The following is a 20,707-nucleotide window of genomic DNA, read 5'->3' on the forward strand; positions in this document are numbered from 1 at the left end:
GTGGATCGCGGTCAGTTGTATAGCACGGATCGTTTTGCATATAATGTGCTTTCCGCCATCGACCTTTCAACCGATAAAGTGAAGTGGAAGTTTTCTGCAGATGCAAATGACCGTTTCGTTGATATCATTGCTAAAGACGGTATTATCTATGCCTCAACGTATAACAAATTGTATGCCCTTGAGGATAACGAAAGCGAGCCTGTAATCAAATGGTCGAAAGATACGTCTAACCCACTTAGGCTGACATTCGACTCAACTTTATTGTTCTATAGAGAAAGCAACAAGAAGGTCGCTGCTCTTGATTTAAGCACAGGTGCGGAAAAATGGACTTATGCATTAAAATCTGCAGAGAGTACGGATGGAAAATTTGCCGTCGGGGGCAATCGTATTTATTTTACGGTTAGGAATCCGGTACAGATGTATTACCACTTATATGCATTGGATTCAGCAACAGGTGAGGTCCTTTGGACTGCCGATTTGGGTGCAAGCGGTTTAACTTCAAGCGAAATTCCTGTATATAAAGATGAAAAACTGTATCTCGACCGCCACGATATCGCGAAAAAAACGAACCCCGGCTGGGTTACAGCTTTTAACGCTGCTACGGGAAGCACTCTCTGGCAATACAATGTGGCGACTTATTTTGAGGAACCGTTGGCTGTTAACAGCAACTCAGTCATTGCACTTGATCAGGATGGCAGCATAATGGCGGTCGATTCCGCCACAGGTGCGCAGCGGTGGAAGGTTATGTATACAGATGTTGAGGGAACAACGAAAATAAAAGGCTCCCATGGCATTGTCCTTACCCCAAACCAGATCATCGTACAAAATAACAATAAATTGAAATATTTTAACTCTACGGATGGATCATTGCTTAAGGTAAGCCTGCCGCTTACCGTTTATTCGAATATTGTCGGTTTATATCCTGTTGGATTAATCGAGAACACGTTGCTGCTCTCGGACACGAACAGTCGACTGTTTACATTCGGCGTGGAGCCGGTAGATACGGTTGCACCGACGGGTACATTCAATCTGCCGTCACTCAGCTATCTTCCAACAACTGATGCGGCAGGACGTATGAAAATTCCTTACACGATCAGTGAAACAGCCTTCGTGAAAATAAAAATCATTGATGAAGCGGGTCAAGTCGTCCAGCAGTATGACCAGGGGAGAGTTAATGCCGGATTGAACGAAATATCCTGGGACGGGAAGAACGTGCGGGGTTATTCCTATTCTTACGGTAAATATTATCTTGTCATGGAGCTGACTGACCGCTCTGGAAACACGGCAACCATCAAAGCACAGGACAAAGTCATTTTTATCACGGATAACTACGGCTTAACCACCCGCAATGCTAACCTGCGTAAGGGGGCAGGCACCGGGTATGAGATTGTTCGTGTGCTGCCTGCAGGAACGGAGATTAAAATCATCGGGGAATCGGGAGATTGGTACCAAGTCGAATATCGCATGCTAAGCAATGTTCAGACCGGTTATATCTCCAAGCCTTTGATTGCCGCCCTCACCAACTCGCAGATATCCCAGGACCGCACGGGAATCGCACGTCAGAATGTGAATATTAGAACAGCTGCAGGAACACAGTATGATGTGAAGAAGGTAATCCCCGCGAATACCACGATGAAAATTGTAGGGGCTTCCGGCGATTGGTATTACGTTGAATATCAAAAAGACAGCTATTATGTGGATTCGGGATACGTTGCCAAATATTTAATTATTATAACATCAAACGCGCAGAACACAGTCCATGTCGTGCAAGCCGGCGATACGTTATGGAAGATAGCGCAGAAATATGGAACGACCGCAGATATGCTCATCAAATTAAACAATTTGGATCCAAACAAGTATTTATCCGTCGGACAAAAAATTATTGTTTTAAGTTAAACTGATGACAAGAGAGGATACCGGTTGCCGGTGTCCTCTTTTTTGGTTAGAAACGTAACGGCGCTTATTGCCCATAGTCTTGTGCCAAATATCGCTCCAGCATATAAAATTCCCGGTAGAACTGAAGCAATTCAGTTTCCTTTTCTTGAATTAGACGGGAGATCTCTTTGATTCTTAATAAAACCTCCGTATTCTCCGCGCTACTTGTCGTTTCGCTGCTGCTGCTGCAGCCAAACGATTGCTGTGCCCAGTTCTGAGCCGCGGCTCGCCCGTCCTTCAGGTAAATGCTTGTGAAGGTTTCAAAAATGGCATTTATCGTTTGTCGGCGTTCAAAGCTAAGGACACCTAAACCGTTCTTGGCATGCGCAACAGCCTGCATCAGCCGAAACTCATTCAGTTTTCCGCGGGCGTGCTCGCCCCGATCGATTTCTTGTATTAATTCGGAATAAACGGATTGAAACAGTTCGCCTTCCGTTATCATCTCTTCTATAGTGATCAAGGGTCGATTCGTGTTCTGCATATGCAGACCGTTATTTAATTGAATAATAATAAATTAAATAGTATATTTATTCAAACAAAAGAAGCGGAGTGACTTTATTATGGAACAAGCGTCAAGGATCATTGCACTATTGGAGGAAGACCGCTTAGGCAATATTACCCTTTTGAAAATGATAGAAACGTATGGCGACGCCATGACAAGCTATTTAATACAAGCGGCGGACAACGGTGCATTGGGAATTCTGCTGCTCCTGCCCGTCGAAGCTTGTCCGTACGACCAACAGACATATCCGGACATGGACTATGTTGTCTTCATGGATTATACAAGTGATGAGATCTTCCCAAAGTTGATCGAACACATTCCGGCTGCGGAGAATCTCGTCTTTAAGCTGCATAGGGAGAACAGCAAACGCCGGTTAGCCCAGCTTTTTCCCTTGGAGAATGCCAGGACTTTTTATTCCTATACCGCCCCTTCGGGAGTGGAATTTAGTTATGATGGAGATGTGGTAATAAGTGGTAGTTTGGACGAGCGACTCCTCCCGCTCTGGTTAAATAATGGGTACATCAGGGAGGAGATCGAGCATTATTTTAAAAACGGAGCGTTCGCCTTTGCTGTTTTTCAAGAGGGAATTCCCGTAAGCGCAACATTGGCCTTCAAAAATTACAAGGATATATGGGAAGTGGGCGCAGTACATACATTGGAAGCATGGAGAGGGCGCGGATACGGAAAGAAGGTCGTTTGCGCTGCACTGCAGCATATCATCAATAGGGGGTTAACGCCGCGGTACCATGTATTAGAGGCGAATTTGGCATCGGTAAGATTAGCGGAATCCATTGGTTTGACACCCTTTATGAAGCTGGAGCATTTATTAGTCAGCTTACCGGAACAAGGCGGGCGATGATAAAGCTTAAAGAATGAGAAGAGAAAAATAATACGATAAATGTTCAACAAGGGGATGTATTCCACTCGTTCATCGAGATACATCCCCAATGAATCTCCGACCTTCTTGGTTAAATCGTAAACCTCCGTACAAAGTTCTCCATATGCGCTAAAAGACATATTATCGTTTCCCTCCGATTATATACTGCTGTGATTGCGGAAGGATTACTTGATTAGTCTGGTTTAGCTTTATCCCTTCCGCACCTTTAAGCCAATGGTGTGTACCCGGGTGACGATTGTCATAACAATCACTCGCTTTCTGAGATAAGTTACGTTCATCATAATGAACTTGGTAAAATAAGTACAGTGGTTTATGTTGACGCTAAGGGACACATGCCTGTGCGATCCTTCGTATCCCTTCGACGATGTTATGCTCGGAAAGTCCGCCGAAACCCAGGACAAACCGCGCCCTAGGGTCCGCCGGGAAACCGGGCGAAGCCTCTCCGTCAATATGATAATCCGAAATGGGACGCAGACGGACGCCTTGTTCACCTGCCCGCGTAACCAGAATAGATGAAGGCAGCACGCTGTCCGTTTCCAAAATGACATGCAGACCGGATGCTGCACCCGAAATCGTCGCCCGTCCACCCAAATAATTGTCCACTGCTTCCAGAAGCGTTTCCCTCTTCGTCCGGTAAACTTTGCGCATTCGACGTACATGTCTCGCAAAATGTCCTTCTTCCATGAACAATTCCATCGCCTTTTGGGTAAGACGTGAGGCGGTTTGGTCATAAAACGTGAATTCGCGGTCGTACTTCTGAAGCAAAGAAGGCGGCAAAATAATAAAACTTAGCCTTATAGCGGGAGCGAGCGCTTTAGAAAAGGTACCCATATAGACAACGCGTCCAGTCTGGTCCAGTCCTTGCAGAGCAGGCACAGGACGTCCTTCGTACAGAAAGTCGCTATCATAATCATCCTCGATGATAATGCTGTCTGACGCGTCCGCCCATTGCAGCAGTTGAAGTCGTTTCGCTGCAGGTAGGATTATGCCGTACGGAAACTGATGGGAGGGTGTTACATATACGGTGCGAATGGATCGGTTAGCCGTAATAGTCTCTACTGAAATTCCGTCCGCCTCAAGCGGGATGGCTATGGGGTTTAACCGCTGATGCTGAAACAGCCGGTACAGCCCCGGATGCATCGCGGCTTCGACAGCCAGCAGGCGGTGCTCGTCCTTCAGCAGAGCACTTAGCAGGATCGCAGCCTGCTGCGTGCCGGCGGTAATGATCACCTGCTCCGGATCGCACACCACTCCCCTATTTTGCCGTAAATAAGAGGTGATCTGTTCGCGCAAACGACGCTCACCCTTACGTTCCCCGTAATCCAGCAGATTGCGGGCTGTCGGCTCCAGAACCCGAAGGGTCATCCTTCTCCACACAGCTAGCGGGAAACGCTCTGTATCCGTTTGATCATATTCGAATGCGATATTATCCCCACCTGGAATATCTTTCGCCGCGCGGGAAAGCAGTGCAGTATGTTCTTCAGTCTCTCCGTCAACAATCCGTGTGGCCGGCTGCTTGGAATGCGCTGAAGCCAATTGTTCGAGGGCAGCGGCAAAATAGCCGCTCTTTGCCCTATTAATGACATAACCCTCCGCAACCAACTGTGCATATGCCGTTTCCACCGGATTACGGCTTACGCCCAAATGCTGTGCAAGCTGGCGGATCGAAGGCAGCTTCGCGTTCGCCGGCACTCGGCCGCACAGCATTTCTTCCTTGAAAAAATGATAAATCTGCATATAAACCGGTTCTTGCATACGCTCTGGCAGCCGCGGAGGAATCAACATTCTTACTCAGCCTTTCTATTTTCAGATCGTCCCCATCTGTCATTAATATTAAATATTTTCTGTACATTTGAAAATGTCAATTATTCGTCAATACTCTTAAGTAACAGCAATTGAAATCAAATAAATGAGATGAGGCGATCGTATGGACAAGAAGCTTACTTATGAAGCTGCAGGCGTTAATATCGGCAATGCGGAGGAGGCTAAACGGGAGATGGCCGGCCATATGCATACAAAAGACAAGCGTGTATTGAATCGGCCGGGCGCCTTTGCCTCCTTGTTTGAAGCAGATTTTACAGGGATTGAACATCCTGTTCTCGTCTTGAAAGCGGAGGAACCCGGCTCCAAGCAGCTGCTTGCTTTTCAACATAACAAAATACGCGGCATATGCTTCGACCTGATCAACCACCTGGTCAACGACATCATAGTGATGGGCGCCAAGCCCGAGGCGGTGCTAGACATCATTCTTTGCGGCAAGCTCGAGAAAGAGACTGTCGTGCAAATTGTCACCCATATCTCCGAGGCTTGCCGGGAGCAGGAATGCAGCCTGGTTGGAGGGGAGACTTCAGAGCAGCCGGAAGTACTGCCGGAAGGAAGCTACATGCTGAGTGCAAGCGTGCTGGGAGTCGTTGATCGGGATCATATCATAGACGGGAGCCGGATTCGGGTAGGCGACGAAGTGCTTGCACTGGCATCGAACGGCTTGCATACGAACGGGTATACGCTTGTTCGCAAGCTTATGGAGGAGTTTCCCGCTGTTCTGGGTGGGCGGGTGGATGGAGAGACGTTTGTGGATGCTATTTTGCGGCCTCATAAGTGCTATTATGGTCCGCTCAAGGAGCTGCTTGGCAAGCCGGAGCTGCACGGGTTGGCGCACATTACGGGCGGCGGTCTCCAAGGAAATTTAAACCGAATTCTGCCGGCGGGTATGGATGCATTGGTCTCATTAGACCGCATAGAAATTCCTGAAATCTTCCACACAATTCAAGCTTTCGGGAAGGTGCCGCCCGCCGATATGCTGCGGACGTTCAACATGGGGGTTGGAATCGCGCTTGTTGCTTCTCCGGACGCGATGCCGAGGATACAGGAACATCTGGCAAGACATGATTGTCATTCTTTTATAATCGGGAAAATAGTAGAAGGGGACAGGCAGGTGCGGTTTGAGGGTGAGCTCCAATTACGGGAGTAACAATATTTAAGTTTTGTTCACAGCAACCTATGTCATCGATAGAGCGTTAGTTAATATAGCGCTCTTTAACTCATTCGATGAGGTGATCAAACATGATTTTGCGGAGGTTTGCGGTATCTGCGATATCTATCGCCGTCTTAACCGCGTTACTCGGCCAGCCGGCTGCAGCTAATGCCGCTAAGGTCCAAACAAAGGCGCTGGAATGGCGTTACGATGCCGTCTATAAGGATAGCGCAACGGGCCGTTCCTATTTTCACGCTTATTCTCATTTGGACAACCAGTATTTCAGCCGGGTTATCTTCGCTACGGATGAGGGCACATGGTTTAGTCTGCCGGACAAGTACGGCAACATCTACCGCAGTTCATCACCAAAGGAAACATACCTTCAGGAGGCAGGCGTCTACGGCGATATTCTGAGCAGAAAAGTTTATGACACCGTTTACGATGAAGTGACAAACGAAACGACATACTTACCATCTCCCGACGGCAAATGGGGTATGCGCCAACTGGACTACTACACGCTGGAACCATACGAGCAGGGCAAGGGATTTTACCAGCGCAAGCAAATTAGTGTTGTAATCAAAGATTTCAGCACCGGTAAAGTGCGTGAAACTACACTCATACCAAGCCGCACATGGCTTCGATGGATGCCGGACAATAAGCTGCTGACCACCACATATAGCAAGACCGAGCGTCAGAACGAGATCATTACGATCGATCCGGCGACGGGTGGGTCCCATAGACTGCTGCTCGCCAGTATGTATGGTTACAGACCGAAGCAGCAGCTTATCTTATTCGCCTACAACGAACCGACAAGAAAAGAATGGGTGTATGACCTGGGCTCCGGGAAAATCCGTGCAATGACCAAGCAGGATAAGGATTTGTTTTACTATCCCGACGGAGACAGCCAGCCGGCAGACGATTTGAAGCCAACGATTATTCCGCCTGCCGATTTGGATCCCGGCCAGCTCCCGGTAGAGCAAACGACGGAAACGACCGATAACGAAGCAGCAGCGGTTATCAACGGCACAACTGTCGGACTGCCCTATGCTTTTGAAAGCGGCGGCAAGACATGGATTCCGGTTCGTTCCTTGATGGATGCATTCGGAATGAAGGTCGATAAGCTTTCGGATGGACGGCTTGACTACGCATTTAAAGTGACAAACGGCAAGAGCAGCATCATTGCCACAAGTGGCAACAGTCGAGTCTACGGCTTCCGCCTGCTCCTCACTAGGGATGAACTCAAGAAGCTCGGCTTGAATCTCGAAAGCGTCAGCTGGCTGAGCTAGTACGGCAGCTAAGATGAACAATAAAGTCTGCTTGAGCTATTTTGCTCCAGCAGACTTTTATTATGTAAATAACGATCTTAATCCACTGTCGCATACTCCAATCTGCCGGCTATTCCATTGAAGGCCAACAATAGTTTACAATAAACGTAACTTTCTAAAACGGGGTGAATCGGATGGCTTTCCGCATCGTTCGAAGTAATTAGTTCTCGGGCCGGGTAAAAACGCGTGCCGGCTGTAGAGGGGGGAGTCTGCCCTTTTACCGCTAACAGACCTGATTCGATTGCGACGTGCGCGAAATGCGATAAACTTCCGGATTGAAAGGCGGATGAAACGATATGAACGAAGCGGGATACAAGGAATTTTACGATAAAGTAGGTGCGCTGAACGGTTGGGATTTCAGCCGGATCAAATGTCGTTCCGAGGGAGTATCATGGAATTTTTATGCAGAGGTAACCAAGCGGTGCAGGAGTACCGATGTCTTGCTGGATATCGGAACAGGCGGCGGGGAAGCTCTGTTGTCGATTGCCGATGCGGCGCGGCTGCTGATTGGTATCGATCAATCTGACGGTATGATCGGAACCGCGGCTGATAACTTGTCGAAGTCGCTAAGAGAAAACGTGCGCTTTGTACGAATGGAAGCGGAGAAGCTGGAATTTCCGGATCGCTTCTTCAACATAATATCCTGTCGGCATTCACCCTTCAATGCGAAAGAAACGGCGAGAGTGCTTGCGGATGACGGCGTGTTTCTCACGCAGCAGGTAAGTGAAGGCGACAAGGCGAATATAAAGCGGGCGTTCGGCCGCGGACAGGGCGGGGGCATCCCGAGCGGAACCCTGCGAAACAGGCTGATACAGGAGCTAAGTGAGGCCGGCTTTACGGACATTCAGTCGTTCGAGTACAATGCGGCTGAATATTACCGGTCTTACGAGGATTTGATTTTTCTTCTAAAGCACACTCCGACGATTCCCGGTTTCGGCGAAGACGAGGCTGATCTGCAGCGCCTCGCGGCCTTTATTGAAGGCAATCAATCAGAGAAGGGCATTGAAACGAACTCAGAGCGGTTTATGATTATTGCCCGAAAATAAACGACTGGGCCTGAAGCAAGAAGAAAGGGCTGCTCAGCTGAACAAACCGTTAGCGAGGATACTCTTGCGATCTGGTTCTATGCTGTCCTCCGGCGGCAAAGTAAGCTCGGATAAACTGGTTTAAAGGAGCCATCCTCAGCGTCGATGCTGCGGATGGCTCCTTCTTTGCGCTGGCCCTAAACGAATGACGACAGCAGCTCTATAAAACGCCGGGCAATGATGGGTAACGATAGATCGCGCCTAACCGCTATTCCGACCGTGCGGGCAGGGATCGGTTCAGTCGGCTGCAGTTCAAACAGGTCTCCGTTCGTCAGCTCCTGCTGGACGAAGGATTTGGTGACGAAAGCCGCCCCATAGCCCCGACGGGCACATTCAATTAACATATCCAAGCTGCTAAGCTCGATATCCGCTTCAGCCTTCAACCCGTGAGCGGAGAGCCATTGATCGGCGAACTGCCTGGTGCTGCTTCCCCGGGACGGAAGCAGCAGCGGAATCGGGCCGAATAGTTCCCCGGCTGAAATCGGATGAGCGGCCAACTCGCGGTATGCACGACCGACTACGAAGCTGTCTTGAATAGCGGCAAGCGGCTTCACTTCAAGGTCTGGATCCGGCAGGGGCAAATGAATAAGTCCAATATCGATCTGGCCCTCTCTCAAACGGCTGCTGATTTCAGAGGTTCTCCCCTGAAAAAGGCGTATCCGGACTCCCGGATGGTCGGCATGAAATTGATCCAGAGCCGGCAGGAGCAGGTGCTTGATAACCGGGCCGCTGGCGCCGATTCGCAGCTCACCGGATGCAAGGTCTTTAAGGGATTGTATCTTTCGTTCCCCTGCATCCAGCAATGACAGAGATTGTTCCACATATTCCAGCAGCGCAGCCCCTTCCGGTGTAAGCCGGACTCCCTTGGACAGCCGGTTAAACAGCTTCACTCCGAGGCCCGCCTCCAGCTGCTTGAGGGTATAGCTAACCGAAGGCTGCGTAATGTGAAGCTCCTGCGCGGCTTTTGTCAGATTCCCTGCTTTGGCGGTATACAGAAAGATGCGGTACCACTCCGTGTTCATCATTTTGATATAGACCACCTTTATACCAAACGTAAAATATTATGATTTCATTTATTGCATAACAAAAATTATAATGAAATGTAACGAAGACGTCAAAGCGCCAGAACAACAGGAGGTATGAATAATGGCTGGAAACTCATTCGGTGAGATATTTAAAATTACAACCTTCGGTGAATCGCATGGGGAAGCGGTGGGTGTCATTATCGACGGCGTTACGCCGGGAGTGAAAATTGACGAGTCTTATATTCAAATCCAGATGGACCGCCGGAAACCCGGGCAATCTTCGGTGACTTCGCCGCGGAAGGAATATGATGAGGTGAGTATTCTTTCAGGAGTTTATGAAGGGAAGACTACCGGAACCCCCCTTTTTATCGTTTTGTTCAATAAAGACATGAAGCCCGAGGCTTATGACGATATTAAACATTCTTTTCGTCCGGGACACGCAGATTTCACGTATTTGAAGAAGTACGGAATCCGGGATCACCGAGGAAGCGGAAGGGCATCGGGAAGAGAAACGGCTGGAAGGGTTGCGGCGGGAGCCGTGGCGCGCAAGCTGCTTGAGAAGAGAGGGGTCGGCGTTGTCGCTTATACCCGGGAGATCGGCGGGATCGCATGCGAAGCTTTCGATGAGAAGGAAATCGAGAACAACATAGTCAGGGCGTGCGACCGGGCAGCGGCTGCTCGTATGATTGAGAAAATCGAATTATTAGCATCGTCCGGCGACAGCTGCGGCGGTATTGTCGAATGCAGAATCCGTGGGGTCATGCCGGGTATCGGCGAGCCTGTATTCGATAAGCTCGACGCCGATCTGGCCAAGGCGATACTGTCGATAGGGGCGGTTAAAGGGATTGAATTCGGTGCGGGATTCGCGGCATCCGCAATGCGCGGCAGCGAGCATAACGATCAGATGGACGTATCGGGATTCAAGAGCAATCATTCGGGCGGGATTGTCGGCGGAATAAGCAGCGGGGAGGATATTGTATTCAGAGTGGCGGTTAAACCGACGTCCTCGATATCGGTCCCGCAGCAAACCATTCGCGTTAGCGGGGAAGAACAAACCATCGTGACAATGGGGAGGCACGACCCGTGCATTTGTCCTAGAATAGTTCCGGTCGTGGAGGCGATGGCGTGCCTTGTCATTGAAGACCATTATAAGCGGCAAGCGGCGCTGCATGGATAACGCTCTTACCACCTCATTGCTTTGACCGGCATGATCAAGCTGCAGCGATTACAGCTTGGCCAGCCAAAGGATAACCAGAGCCCACACCGATATTGAAAAACCGACCCCCAGGATCAAGCCCCAATTCAATTGTCTCAGCATCGGTTTCACCTCCTGACTAACATGTATATAGTTCTTTATCGGCTTTTGCTTCTAGAAATTGTACTGTTAATTTTTAGTATAGACCGATAAAATTAATCTCACACCAAATCAGGCTTCGATTGTTAAACACTGTCGCCGGAAATCGACAAACAGCCCGCACAGCGACCCTCAAACGGGTAACTGAACGGGCTGTTTTCTCTTCAACGCTAAATCACTTCCTGCTGCCGTTTGGGGCCGCTGAACTGGCTTTCGTATAAATCGGCGTAGAAGCCGCCCGATGCAAGCAGTTCCTCATGCGTACCCTGCTCAATGACTGAGCCGTGGTTCATGACCAGGATCAGATCGGCATCGCGTATCGTCGACAGCCGGTGTGCAATAACGAAGCTCGTGCGGCCCTTCATAAGCTCGTTCATCGCACGTTGGATATGAATCTCGGTACGCGTATCGACGCTGCTGGTCGCTTCGTCGAGAATAAGGATCGCCGGATCGGCCAGGATCGCCCGGGCAATCGTTAGCAGCTGCTTCTGCCCTTGCGATATATTGGATGCTTCCTCGTTCAGAATCGTGTCGTACCCTTCAGGGAGAGTGCGGATGAAATGGTCCGCATACGCCGCCCGGGCTGCCTTTATGACTTTCTCATCGGATGCGCCCTCGCGACCGTATGCGATGTTGTCGCGGATCGTGCCGTTGAAGAGCCATGTATCCTGCAGCACCATGCCGAAAAGGCTTCGAAGATCGCCGCGTTTAAATCTCGTAATGTCAACGCCGTCGATCGTAATTCTTCCGCCGCTTAGTTCATAGAAACGCATGAGCAGATTGATGAGCGTTGTTTTGCCCGCGCCGGTCGGACCGACGATAGCGATCGTTTGTCCGGATTTGACGTCGATGTTCATATCTTCAATAAGAGGAGCGTCGTCCTTGTAGCCGAACTTCACGTGATCAAACCTGACATCGCCCTTCGGCAGAGCAATGACGTTAGCGCCCGGTGTCTTACTGCCGCGCCGTGCCTCAGCCAGCTGAGCTTCGGGTACGATCGCCATCGCATCGGCCGCTTCCGGCACTTCCTCCTGTTCGTCGAGCAGTTCGAATACCCGCTCCGCCGAGGCTATCGTGGATTGGATGATATTGGCGATTTGCGCGGTTTGCGTAATCGGCATCGTAAATTGGCGGGAGTAGGAAATAAACGCCTGCACATCCCCGATCGTGATCGAACCCCGCAGCACGAATATCCCGCCGGCCACGCTCACTAGCACATAGCCGATGTTTCCGATAAAGCCCATGATCGGCATAATCATTCCAGAGACGAACTGTGCCCGCCAGCCGGAAGCATAGAGACGGTCATTCACTTCGCTGAAGCGGCCGATTGATTTATCCTCGTGTCCGAACGCCTTGACGATCGGATGTCCGGTGTACATTTCCTCAACGTGCCCGTTGAGCTCGCCGAGCGCCTTCTGCTGGCCTTTGAAATAGAGCTGCGATCGTTTCGCGATTAAGCGAATAGCGAGAAAGCTCAGTGGCAGCGTGACGACCGTTATCAGCGTCATAAGCGGACTGATTGTCAGCATCATGATGATGACTCCGATCAGCGTCACCACGGAGGTGATGAGCTGCGTCAAGCTTTGCTGGAGCGTGCTGCTGATGTTGTCCACGTCATTGACCGCGCGGCTTAATATTTCACCGTGCGTACGCGAGTCGAAAAATTTGAGAGGCAGCCGCTCCAGCTTTTCGTTGACGTCTTTGCGCAGGTCGTAGACGGTTTTCTGCGCGACGCCTGCCATTACATACTGCTGAATGAAGCTGAACAATGAGCTGATGATATACAAAGCGCCGAGTACCAGCAGGATATGCCAAATATATGTGAAATCGATGGTCGCACCCGGAATGCGGTTCAGCTTGCCCATGAGCCCGTTAAACAGCTCAGTTGTCGCCTTGCCCAAAATTTTCGGGCCGAGAATCGAGAAGACCGTGCTGAGCACCGCTGTCAGAAGAACGACTATAAGAGCGAATCTGTGCGGCTTCAGATAACCGATAAGGCGACGGAGCGTGCCTTTGAAATCTTTGGCCTTCTCTACGGGCATCCCCATCCCGCCGGGTCCGCCCCGTCCCGGGCCGAAGCCGAAGTTACCGGGTCCAGGACCGCCGGGCCGCTGCTCCGAGCTGGCCGCGCCGCCGGGTCCGCCGCTGCCGGCACCTTGCGGTCCTCGCTGCTGCTCGCTCATGCAATCTCCTCCTCTGACAGCTGAGACGTTACGATCTCGCGGTAAATATTATTGGTCTGGAGCAGCTCGCGGTGCGTTCCGATTCCGGCGATCCGGCCTTCGTCTAGCACGATGATCCGGTCTGCATCCATAACCGTACTGACTCTCTGGGCAACGATAATGACTGTTGATTCGGTCGTCGCAGGACGGAGCGCCTCGCGCAGCTTGGCGTCCGTCTTGAAGTCGAGCGCCGAGAAGCTGTCGTCGAACAAATAAATATCGGGCCGGCGCACGAGCACGCGGGCTATGGACAGACGCTGCTTCTGCCCGCCTGATACGTTTGTTCCGCCTTGTGCGATCGGCGAGTCAAATCCGTCCTTCATGGCGGTCACGAAATCGCTAGCCTGGGCGATCGATGCCGCCCGGCGGATCTCTTCATCGGTCGCCTCTTCGCTGCCGAAGCGGATATTGTCCGCAATCGTGCCGGTAAACAGCAGCGATTTTTGCGGCACGAGTCCGATTTTGGCGCGCAAGCTTTCCTGTGTCATTTCGCGAACGTCGATGCCGCCGATCCGGATCCGTCCTTCGGTGGTGTCATAGAACCTCGGAATGAGATTGATGAGCGTCGATTTACCGGAGCCGGTGCCGCCGATAATAGCTGTGACTTCGCCGGGCCTCGCAATGAACGATACGTTCGATATAGCCGGCATTTCGGCCCCCGGGTAGTGAAAGGTCACGTTCTCGAATTCGACCGTTCCATTTGCCGAAGCCTCGGTCTCAAAGGCAGGATCGTTAATGTCGGGCTGCATCTGAAGCACTTCGTTGATACGCACCGCAGAAGCGGAAGCACGGGGGATCATTACGAACATCATCGATGCGAAAATAAGCGCGAACATGATTTGCCATGCATATTGAATAAATGCGATCAGGTCCCCTACCTGCATGTGGCCGCTGTTGATGCGAAGGCCGCCGAACCAGACGATTGCAATTGTCGCCAGGTTAAGAATCAGCATCATGATCGGCATAAGAGACGCCATAATACGGTTTACCTTGACGGCCGTGTCCGTTAGGTCGCGGTTAGCCTCGTTGAAGCGCTTCTGCTCATGGCTGACCCGGTTGAACGAACGGATGACGCGGATGCCGGTAAGATTTTCACGCAGCACGAGGTTCAGTTTGTCGATCTTGATCTGCATCACGCGGAACAGCGGAACGCCTCTGCCGACGATAAAGTAAATGATCACGCCCAGAAGCGGCACAACGGCGATGATAACAAGTGATAAGGTGGCGTCCTTGTACATGGCCATTATGATGCCGCCGAAGCACATCATCGGGGCCATGACCATAACGCGCATCATCATCGTCAGTACCTGCTGTACTTGCGTAATGTCGTTTGTCGTGCGCGTGATCAGCGATGCGGTACCGATTTTATCGAATTCGCTCAGTGAAAATTTCGATACGTGCGAGAACACCCGGCTGCGCAGATCCTTACCGAAGCCGCCCGCCGCCTTCGCGGACAAGAAGCTGGCACCGACGGAACAGATTCCGCCGCCAAGCGCAATGAGCAGCATAAAGCCGCCGATGCGCCAAATATAGGCTGTATCGCCGTTAACAACCCCTTTGTCGACGATGTCCGCCATGAGCGTCGGCAAATACAGGTCGGAGAGCGATTGCAGAAAGACGAGAAGCAGCCCGGCAATAACGGCTAACCGGTAGGGCTTTAAGAATCGGACAAGCTTCATCATGGATTCGTGTTCACCTTCATTCGTTTGGTTTGATATCCGGCTTACGGCATACCATATCGAGCAAAGATTCTTTGTCGCTGTAGAACCGGTACACTTCATCGAGCAGCTCGATCAGCAGAAGGGCGCGTTCTTCGCTCATATAATCGATCAGAGTTTGCGCGCCTTCGTGCATCGTCTGCTCCGCAATTTTCGTCAGCCCCATTCCCTGCTCGGTAAGCTTGATCCGGACCACTCTACGGTCCGCCGGGTCAGCGGCGCGCTCGAGCAGCCCGCGGGCCTCCAGCACATTGACCTGCTGAGTGACGGTCGGCGAGGTGACTCGCAGAAATTGGCTGAGGTCCGATGCTTTCATACCTTCGGGCGCATCTGCCGTATATCTGCGGATAAAAAAAAGCATCATTGTCTCGCTTGGCGTGCAGCCTTCAATCGGCCGCATGCCGCTCCAGTTAATATGCCTGAGCTGTCTAAAAGCGCGCAGCAGTTCATGAGTGGTATTGCGTTCGTCGGACATTTTTGGCGCATCTCTCCTTCGTCTGCCTAATAATTTACTTAGCTAACCTAATTATATTTATGACGGAAACGAGCGTCAACTGTTTTTCAATAATCTGTAAATCTACATGATTGGTAATAGGCATTAATGGTCGCCGGAAGAGGCATTCTCGAAGTTTGCTATTTATAATCAGGCGGTAAATTGTGTATTATAGTAGGATAAGAATTTTACGTGGAAAGGTTGGTCGCTGTGGAGAACAAGACATCATCCTCGAACTTTATTAAAAACATCATCGCCGAAGACTTGAAGGCGGGTAAAGTGAGCGAAATCATTACGCGTTTTCCGCCGGAGCCGAACGGCTATCTGCACATCGGCCACGCCAAGTCGATTTGCCTCAACTTTGACCTTGCCGACGAATTTAACGGACGGACGAACCTGCGGTTCGACGACACGAATCCGCTTAAGGAAGATACAGAATTCGTCAATGCCATACAAGACGATGTGCGCTGGCTCGGCTTCGAATGGGACAGCCTTCGGTTCGCATCGGATTATTTCGAAGAAATGTACAGCCGCGCAGTGCTGCTGATCAAGAAAGGCAAAGCCTACGTGTGCGATTTATCAGCCGAGCAAATTCGCGAGTCCCGCGGCACGTTGACCGAGCCGGGCAAGAACAGCCCGCATCGCGACCGCAGCGTGGAGGAGAATCTCGATCTGTTCGCACGCATGCGCGCAGGAGAATTCAAGGACGGAGAACGCGTACTGCGGGCCAAAATCGACATGGGATCGCCGAACATCAACCTGCGCGACCCTGTGCTGTACCGTATTGCGCATGTCCATCACCACCGGACCGGCGATGAATGGTGCATTTACCCGATGTACGATTATGCGCATCCGCTGGGCGATGCCATTGAAGGCGTATCGCATTCGGTCTGTACCCTCGAGTTCGAGGATCATCGTCCGCTCTATGACTGGACCATCGCAGAGTGCGAGATGGAAGCCCAGCCGCATCAATACGAGTTCGCTAGGCTGAACGTCACGAACACGATCATGAGCAAGCGGTATTTGAAAATGCTTGTCGACGAAGGAGTCGTCGAGAGCTGGGACGATCCGCGCATGCCGACGATCAGCGGTCTGCGCCGCAAAGGCTTCACATCGAATGCGATTCGCGCCTTCTGCCGCGAAATCGGCGTAGCCCGGGCGTACAGCGTCGTGGATGAGCGGATGCTGGAGCATTTCATCCGCGAGGACCTCAAGCTGAAGGCACTGCGCACAATGGCGGTGCTGCAGCCGCTCAAGGTCGTCATCACCAACTACCCCGAAGGGCAGACGGAGATGCTGGAGGCCGAGAACAATGCCGAGAACGAAGAAATGGGCAGCCGCCAAATTCCATTCTCGCGCGAGATTTATATTGAGCAGGACGATTTCATGGAGAACCCGCCAAGCAAATACTTCCGCTTGTTCCCGGGTAATGAGGTCCGCCTCAAGCATGCCTATTTTATCACCTGTCAGGAAGTCGTTAAGGACGAGGGCGGCAATGTCGTCGAGCTTCGCTGCACCTATGACCCTGAGACGAAGAGCGGGTCCGGCTTTACCGGACGGAAGGTGAAGGGTACGATTCACTGGATCGAAGCCTCCCAAGCTTTGCCTGCGGAGTTCCGGCTGTTCGAGCCGCTGCTCACAGACGAAGCAGCAGATTCGGGCAAGCCGTTCCTTGAATGCATCAATCCGAACTCGCTTGAGATTCTGCAAGGGTTCGTCGAACCGAATATGAAGGATGCCAGCGGACAAGATAAATTTCAGTTCTTCCGCCACGGCTATTTCAACGTAGACCCGAAGCATACAAACGCTGAGCGCCTTGTGTTCAACCGGATCGTTTCCCTCAAGAGCTCGTTCGACGCCAAGGCATAACAGTCAACCTGTTATAATAGCGTATAAAAAGCGGATAAAAAGCGGATAAAAGCATCAGGAGCGACATAAGACATGAGAGGCAATATGCCCTCAGCAGCGCCGCACGGAGCATTTGTCGCAGTAAAAGCTCATAGAGAGCATTACGCGGTCATGCGCCGTCGCAACGCAGTCATGCTAAAAGCTCATTTAGAGAGCATTAGTCATGAGGACTGATAAAAGGCACACCAAGAGCACCAATAAAGCGCATAAAATCGATAGTTTTTCCGGAAAGCGGCTGTCCCTTCAGGGGCGGCCCTTTCTTTTATTAATGAATGAAAATGACAGCCACAATGCTGTTGACTATCGCGAGGAATACTTACTCGTTAGATAACCGGCAAAGGCTTAGGTAGCCTGTAAGCGGGATTTTCCAGTTTAAAGTATGCCTGGAAGTTTAGATTATCTCTGTAAGCGGAAAAATCCGTTTTACCGAAGATGCCTACCATCAGCGGCTGGACCTCATCAGTAGAATAAAGGCGGCCGGACCCTCATGCGCTCGTTCAGTCGTCCGGCATGCTTCGCAATAATCCATGATCCGCCGCCGTCGGCCTCGCTGCTTTCTCACTGCACGTAACGGCCTTCGGCCGGTATGGCAATCCGGTCGAATTGCTCGGCTAACATCTTGAGCGAGGACGCCAGTTCCTCGCCCTCCATCGGTAATCCATGGCCGGTGACGGCTGCGGACGGCTTTAAGGCCGCCAGCTTCTTTACCGAATCCCACGCCGTCTGCCAATCGGTCGTGAAATATTTCGGCGGGCCGCTAATTTCCCGCTGCTGCAAAATCACTTTGTAAAGCGATTCTTGCTTTACCGTAACGAATGCGTCCCCGGCGACAAGGGACCTGTCCTTGTCCCTGAACAAGGAGATATGGCCGGGCGTATGTCCAGCCGTATGAATCCAGCGCCAATCGGCCATCCCCGGTACAACTCCGTCCGGAATCAGTGGCTGAACATGCTCGCCTAAGTCGATCCCCTGATGCGGAAACAAAGGTGACATTTCAGTCACGAGACCGCCGTCTACAGTGGGATCGGCGGGAGGGTAGTCCGACTGGCCGGTCAAATACGGGAGCTCCCGCTCATGCGCGAAGACAGGAACGCCCCAGTGCTTGATAAGGTCCACAATGGCGCCGACATGGTCGAAATGCCCATGTGTCAGAATAATCGCCCGCGGCGGCCGGGAGCCGAAGCGTTCATTCGCTGTCTCAATGATTTTCTCCGCGGACCCGGGCATGCCCGCATCGATTAATATCCAGTCGCTTCCCGGATCGCCGATATAACAAAGATTGACGATTTGAATGGGCAAGCAGTAAATATCGGGTCTAACCTCCCGCCCATTCCCGCTTGTAATCGTCGTGACCGGGAGTATAGCGTCTTCAAATGTATTTTCCACCCTGTGAAAGTCCTCCTTCAACCGGTTGAAAAAGTTAATGGCGACGATGCGCTCTTCATAGTCTTCCAAATATAGTGTCCCGTTATGTGGCAGCGCTGTCATTATGCTGTGAACGACAGTCTCACTGTAAAATGCTGCAAAACAGTAGATTTATGTTGACACCCCTCACTGAGTCCTTTAATATCAACCTAGACAATGATAATCATTATCAACATAATGTACGCAAGTGAGAGGGGAAACAGCAAGCCGATGTTTACAGTAAAAAGAAAAAACATTTTCAGCATGACAGCTATTATTCTATTTATTTCGACCGCACTTCTGGGTTGTACTTCACAGGAGGGGGCCCCGGCATCAGATGAGCAGGCCGGTGAAGCCAAAAAAACAATTACAATCTCGTGGCCGAGGGACATTGGACCAATGAACCCGCACGTTTACAATCCTTCGCAGCTGATCGCACAGTCGATGATATACGAACCATTGGTGAACTACACAGAAGGCGGCAAGCTTGAGCCTCACTTGGCGGAATCGTGGACGATATCGCCGGACGGCAAAGAATATACGTTCAAGCTCCGTCAAAATGTTACGTTCTCAGACGGGACGCCGTTTAACGCGGCTATCGTCAAAAAGAACTTCGATTCGATCATGATGCATGCCGATAATCACAGCTGGCTCGGATTTATCGGCGTTCTGGATAAGACAGCGGCAGTGGACGAGTCTACGTTCAAAATGACATTAAAACAGCCGTATTACCCGACGCTGCAGGAGCTTTCCGTCGTACGCCCGGTGCGCTTTCTCGGCGAAGCCGGCTTCCCGGATGACGGCGACACAGCGAAGGGCGTGAAGCAGCCGGTCGGCACAGGACCGTGGATGCTGTCCGATTACAAAACGGACGAATATGCGGAATTTACCCGCAACCCGAAATATTGGGGAGATCAGCCGAAAGCCGACAAGCTCGTCATCAAGATCATACCGGACGGAGATACCCGAGTTCTCGCCTTTGAGAAAGGAGATCTGGATCTCATTTACGGGGAAGGCGTTATCAGCCTGGATGCCTACAAACAGCTGGAAGCTTCCGGCGATTATGAAACGCGCCTCTCCGAGCCGGTTGCCACAAGACAACTGGTGCTCAATACAACCAACGAGGCTCTGTCCGACTTGAAGGTGCGTCTGGCCCTTCAGCACGGGTTTAACAAGCAGGCGATGGTCGACGGGGTTACCTCCGGATTTGAAGAGAAGGCCGATAACCTGTTATCGACGAACTTCCCTTACACCGATATCAGCATCAAGCCGGTCGGATACGATGTGGAACAGGCAAAAGCTTATTTGGATGAGGCCGGCTGGATCCTTCCTGCGGGAAAAACGGTCCGCGAGAAGGACGGAAAGCCTCTGGAGCTTGAGCTGATCTATGAAAAGGCGGAGCAAATTCAGAAGCCGATGGCGGAGACGCTGCAAGCCGAATGGGCGGCGATCGGCGTCAAGCTGAACATTACCGGCCTTGAGCTTACCGAGCAGATCAAACGTTTCCGTGCGAACGACTTTGATTTGAACTTCTTTAGCAACTACGGCGCGCCATATGATCCGCACTCGTTCATTCAGATCGTTGCCAAGAAAGGGTTCGGCATTGCCGATGCACTTGCCAATATTCCGGGGAAACAAGAGCTTGACCAGCAGGTTCACGACGCCCTTCTGTCGACGGACGAAACCAAGCGCCAACAGCTGTACGGCTCGATTCTGACGACGCTACACGAGCAGGCGGCGATAGTGCCGATCTCGTATGTGAAGAAAATGGTCGTCTACCATAAAAATGTGAGCGGCGTAGAGTTCCCTGCGAATCGGGACGGCAATGCGTTCTCCAGTCTCGACATACAACCGTAAGACGCAG

General features: G+C 51.3%; 15 protein-coding genes. 8 read left to right on the top strand and 7 right to left on the bottom strand.

Going from position 1 to position 20,707, the window contains the following annotated elements:
- The gene (locus KZ483_RS02825; protein ID WP_220351271.1) at window positions 1-1,896 is read left to right on the top strand and encodes an outer membrane protein assembly factor BamB family protein; all 1,896 of its coding nucleotides are present in this window, start codon (window positions 1-3) and stop codon (window positions 1,894-1,896) included.
- A 64-nt stretch (window positions 1,897-1,960) separates the two neighbouring features.
- Here the strand turns inward: KZ483_RS02825 and KZ483_RS02830 are convergent, their stop codons facing one another.
- On the bottom strand, window positions 1,961-2,416 hold the full coding sequence (locus tag KZ483_RS02830) for a hypothetical protein (RefSeq protein ID WP_220351272.1): 456 nt from the start codon (window positions 2,414-2,416) through the stop codon (window positions 1,961-1,963).
- Window positions 2,417-2,495: 79 nt separating this feature from the next.
- On the opposite strand from KZ483_RS02830, the gene KZ483_RS02835 reads away from it, so the two are divergent.
- Complete coding sequence (locus KZ483_RS02835; RefSeq protein ID WP_220351273.1) at window positions 2,496-3,296, top strand: GNAT family N-acetyltransferase; 801 nt, start codon at window positions 2,496-2,498, stop codon at window positions 3,294-3,296.
- Window positions 3,297-3,656: 360 nt separating this feature from the next.
- On the opposite strand, the gene KZ483_RS02840 is transcribed toward KZ483_RS02835, so the two are convergent.
- Window positions 3,657-5,072, bottom strand: a complete 1,416-nt coding sequence (locus KZ483_RS02840) for a MocR-like pyridoxine biosynthesis transcription factor PdxR (RefSeq protein ID WP_220351274.1) — start codon at window positions 5,070-5,072, stop codon at window positions 3,657-3,659.
- A 190-nt stretch (window positions 5,073-5,262) separates the two neighbouring features.
- On the opposite strand from KZ483_RS02840, the gene purM reads away from it, so the two are divergent.
- The 3 genes from purM (at window position 5,263) to KZ483_RS02855 (ending at window position 8,680) form a co-directional block, all read left to right on the top strand.
- Window positions 5,263-6,306 carry a phosphoribosylformylglycinamidine cyclo-ligase gene (gene purM, locus KZ483_RS02845; protein WP_220351275.1) on the top strand — a complete coding sequence of 348 codons (1,044 nt, stop codon included), beginning with the start codon at window positions 5,263-5,265 and terminating at the stop codon, window positions 6,304-6,306.
- Between the two features lie 92 nt (window positions 6,307-6,398).
- The gene (locus KZ483_RS02850) at window positions 6,399-7,595 is read left to right on the top strand and encodes a hypothetical protein (protein WP_220351276.1); all 1,197 of its coding nucleotides are present in this window, start codon (window positions 6,399-6,401) and stop codon (window positions 7,593-7,595) included.
- 335 nt (window positions 7,596-7,930) lie between these two features.
- Window positions 7,931-8,680 carry a class I SAM-dependent methyltransferase gene (locus KZ483_RS02855; RefSeq protein ID WP_220351277.1) on the top strand — a complete coding sequence of 250 codons (750 nt, stop codon included), beginning with the start codon at window positions 7,931-7,933 and terminating at the stop codon, window positions 8,678-8,680.
- Window positions 8,681-8,856: 176 nt separating this feature from the next.
- Here KZ483_RS02855 and KZ483_RS02860 read toward each other — a convergent pair whose 3' ends face one another.
- A complete protein-coding gene (locus tag KZ483_RS02860) occupies window positions 8,857-9,744 on the bottom strand; it encodes a LysR family transcriptional regulator (RefSeq protein ID WP_258881514.1) in 888 nt (295 codons plus the stop codon).
- Window positions 9,745-9,865: 121 nt separating this feature from the next.
- On the opposite strand from KZ483_RS02860, the gene aroC reads away from it, so the two are divergent.
- Complete coding sequence (gene aroC, locus KZ483_RS02865) at window positions 9,866-10,921, top strand: chorismate synthase (RefSeq protein ID WP_220351278.1); 1,056 nt, start codon at window positions 9,866-9,868, stop codon at window positions 10,919-10,921.
- 347 nt (window positions 10,922-11,268) lie between these two features.
- Here the strand turns inward: aroC and KZ483_RS02870 are convergent, their stop codons facing one another.
- From KZ483_RS02870 to KZ483_RS02880, 3 genes are read right to left on the bottom strand one after another with little or no spacing between them, the layout of a single operon-like run.
- A complete protein-coding gene (locus tag KZ483_RS02870) occupies window positions 11,269-13,281 on the bottom strand; it encodes an ABC transporter ATP-binding protein (RefSeq protein WP_220351279.1) in 2,013 nt (670 codons plus the stop codon).
- The gene (locus KZ483_RS02875) at window positions 13,278-15,002 is read right to left on the bottom strand and encodes an ABC transporter ATP-binding protein (protein WP_220351280.1); all 1,725 of its coding nucleotides are present in this window, start codon (window positions 15,000-15,002) and stop codon (window positions 13,278-13,280) included. Before KZ483_RS02875 ends, KZ483_RS02870 begins: the two co-directional genes overlap by 4 nt.
- A gap of 16 nt (window positions 15,003-15,018) precedes the next feature.
- A complete protein-coding gene (locus KZ483_RS02880) occupies window positions 15,019-15,513 on the bottom strand; it encodes a MarR family winged helix-turn-helix transcriptional regulator (protein WP_220351281.1) in 495 nt (164 codons plus the stop codon).
- Window positions 15,514-15,741: 228 nt separating this feature from the next.
- Between KZ483_RS02880 and KZ483_RS02885 the strand changes: the two genes are divergently transcribed.
- The gene (locus KZ483_RS02885; protein ID WP_220353225.1) at window positions 15,742-17,400 is read left to right on the top strand and encodes a glutamine--tRNA ligase/YqeY domain fusion protein; all 1,659 of its coding nucleotides are present in this window, start codon (window positions 15,742-15,744) and stop codon (window positions 17,398-17,400) included.
- Window positions 17,401-17,997: 597 nt separating this feature from the next.
- On the opposite strand, the gene KZ483_RS02890 is transcribed toward KZ483_RS02885, so the two are convergent.
- Window positions 17,998-18,927 carry an MBL fold metallo-hydrolase gene (locus KZ483_RS02890; protein WP_220351282.1) on the bottom strand — a complete coding sequence of 310 codons (930 nt, stop codon included), beginning with the start codon at window positions 18,925-18,927 and terminating at the stop codon, window positions 17,998-18,000.
- 180 nt (window positions 18,928-19,107) lie between these two features.
- On the opposite strand from KZ483_RS02890, the gene nikA reads away from it, so the two are divergent.
- Complete coding sequence (gene nikA, locus KZ483_RS02895; protein ID WP_397376178.1) at window positions 19,108-20,700, top strand: nickel ABC transporter substrate-binding protein; 1,593 nt, start codon at window positions 19,108-19,110, stop codon at window positions 20,698-20,700.
- Window positions 20,701-20,707: the final 7 nt, after the last annotated feature.

The organism is Paenibacillus sp. sptzw28 (assembly GCF_019550795.1).
Lineage (GTDB): Bacteria > Bacillota > Bacilli > Paenibacillales > Paenibacillaceae > Paenibacillus_Z.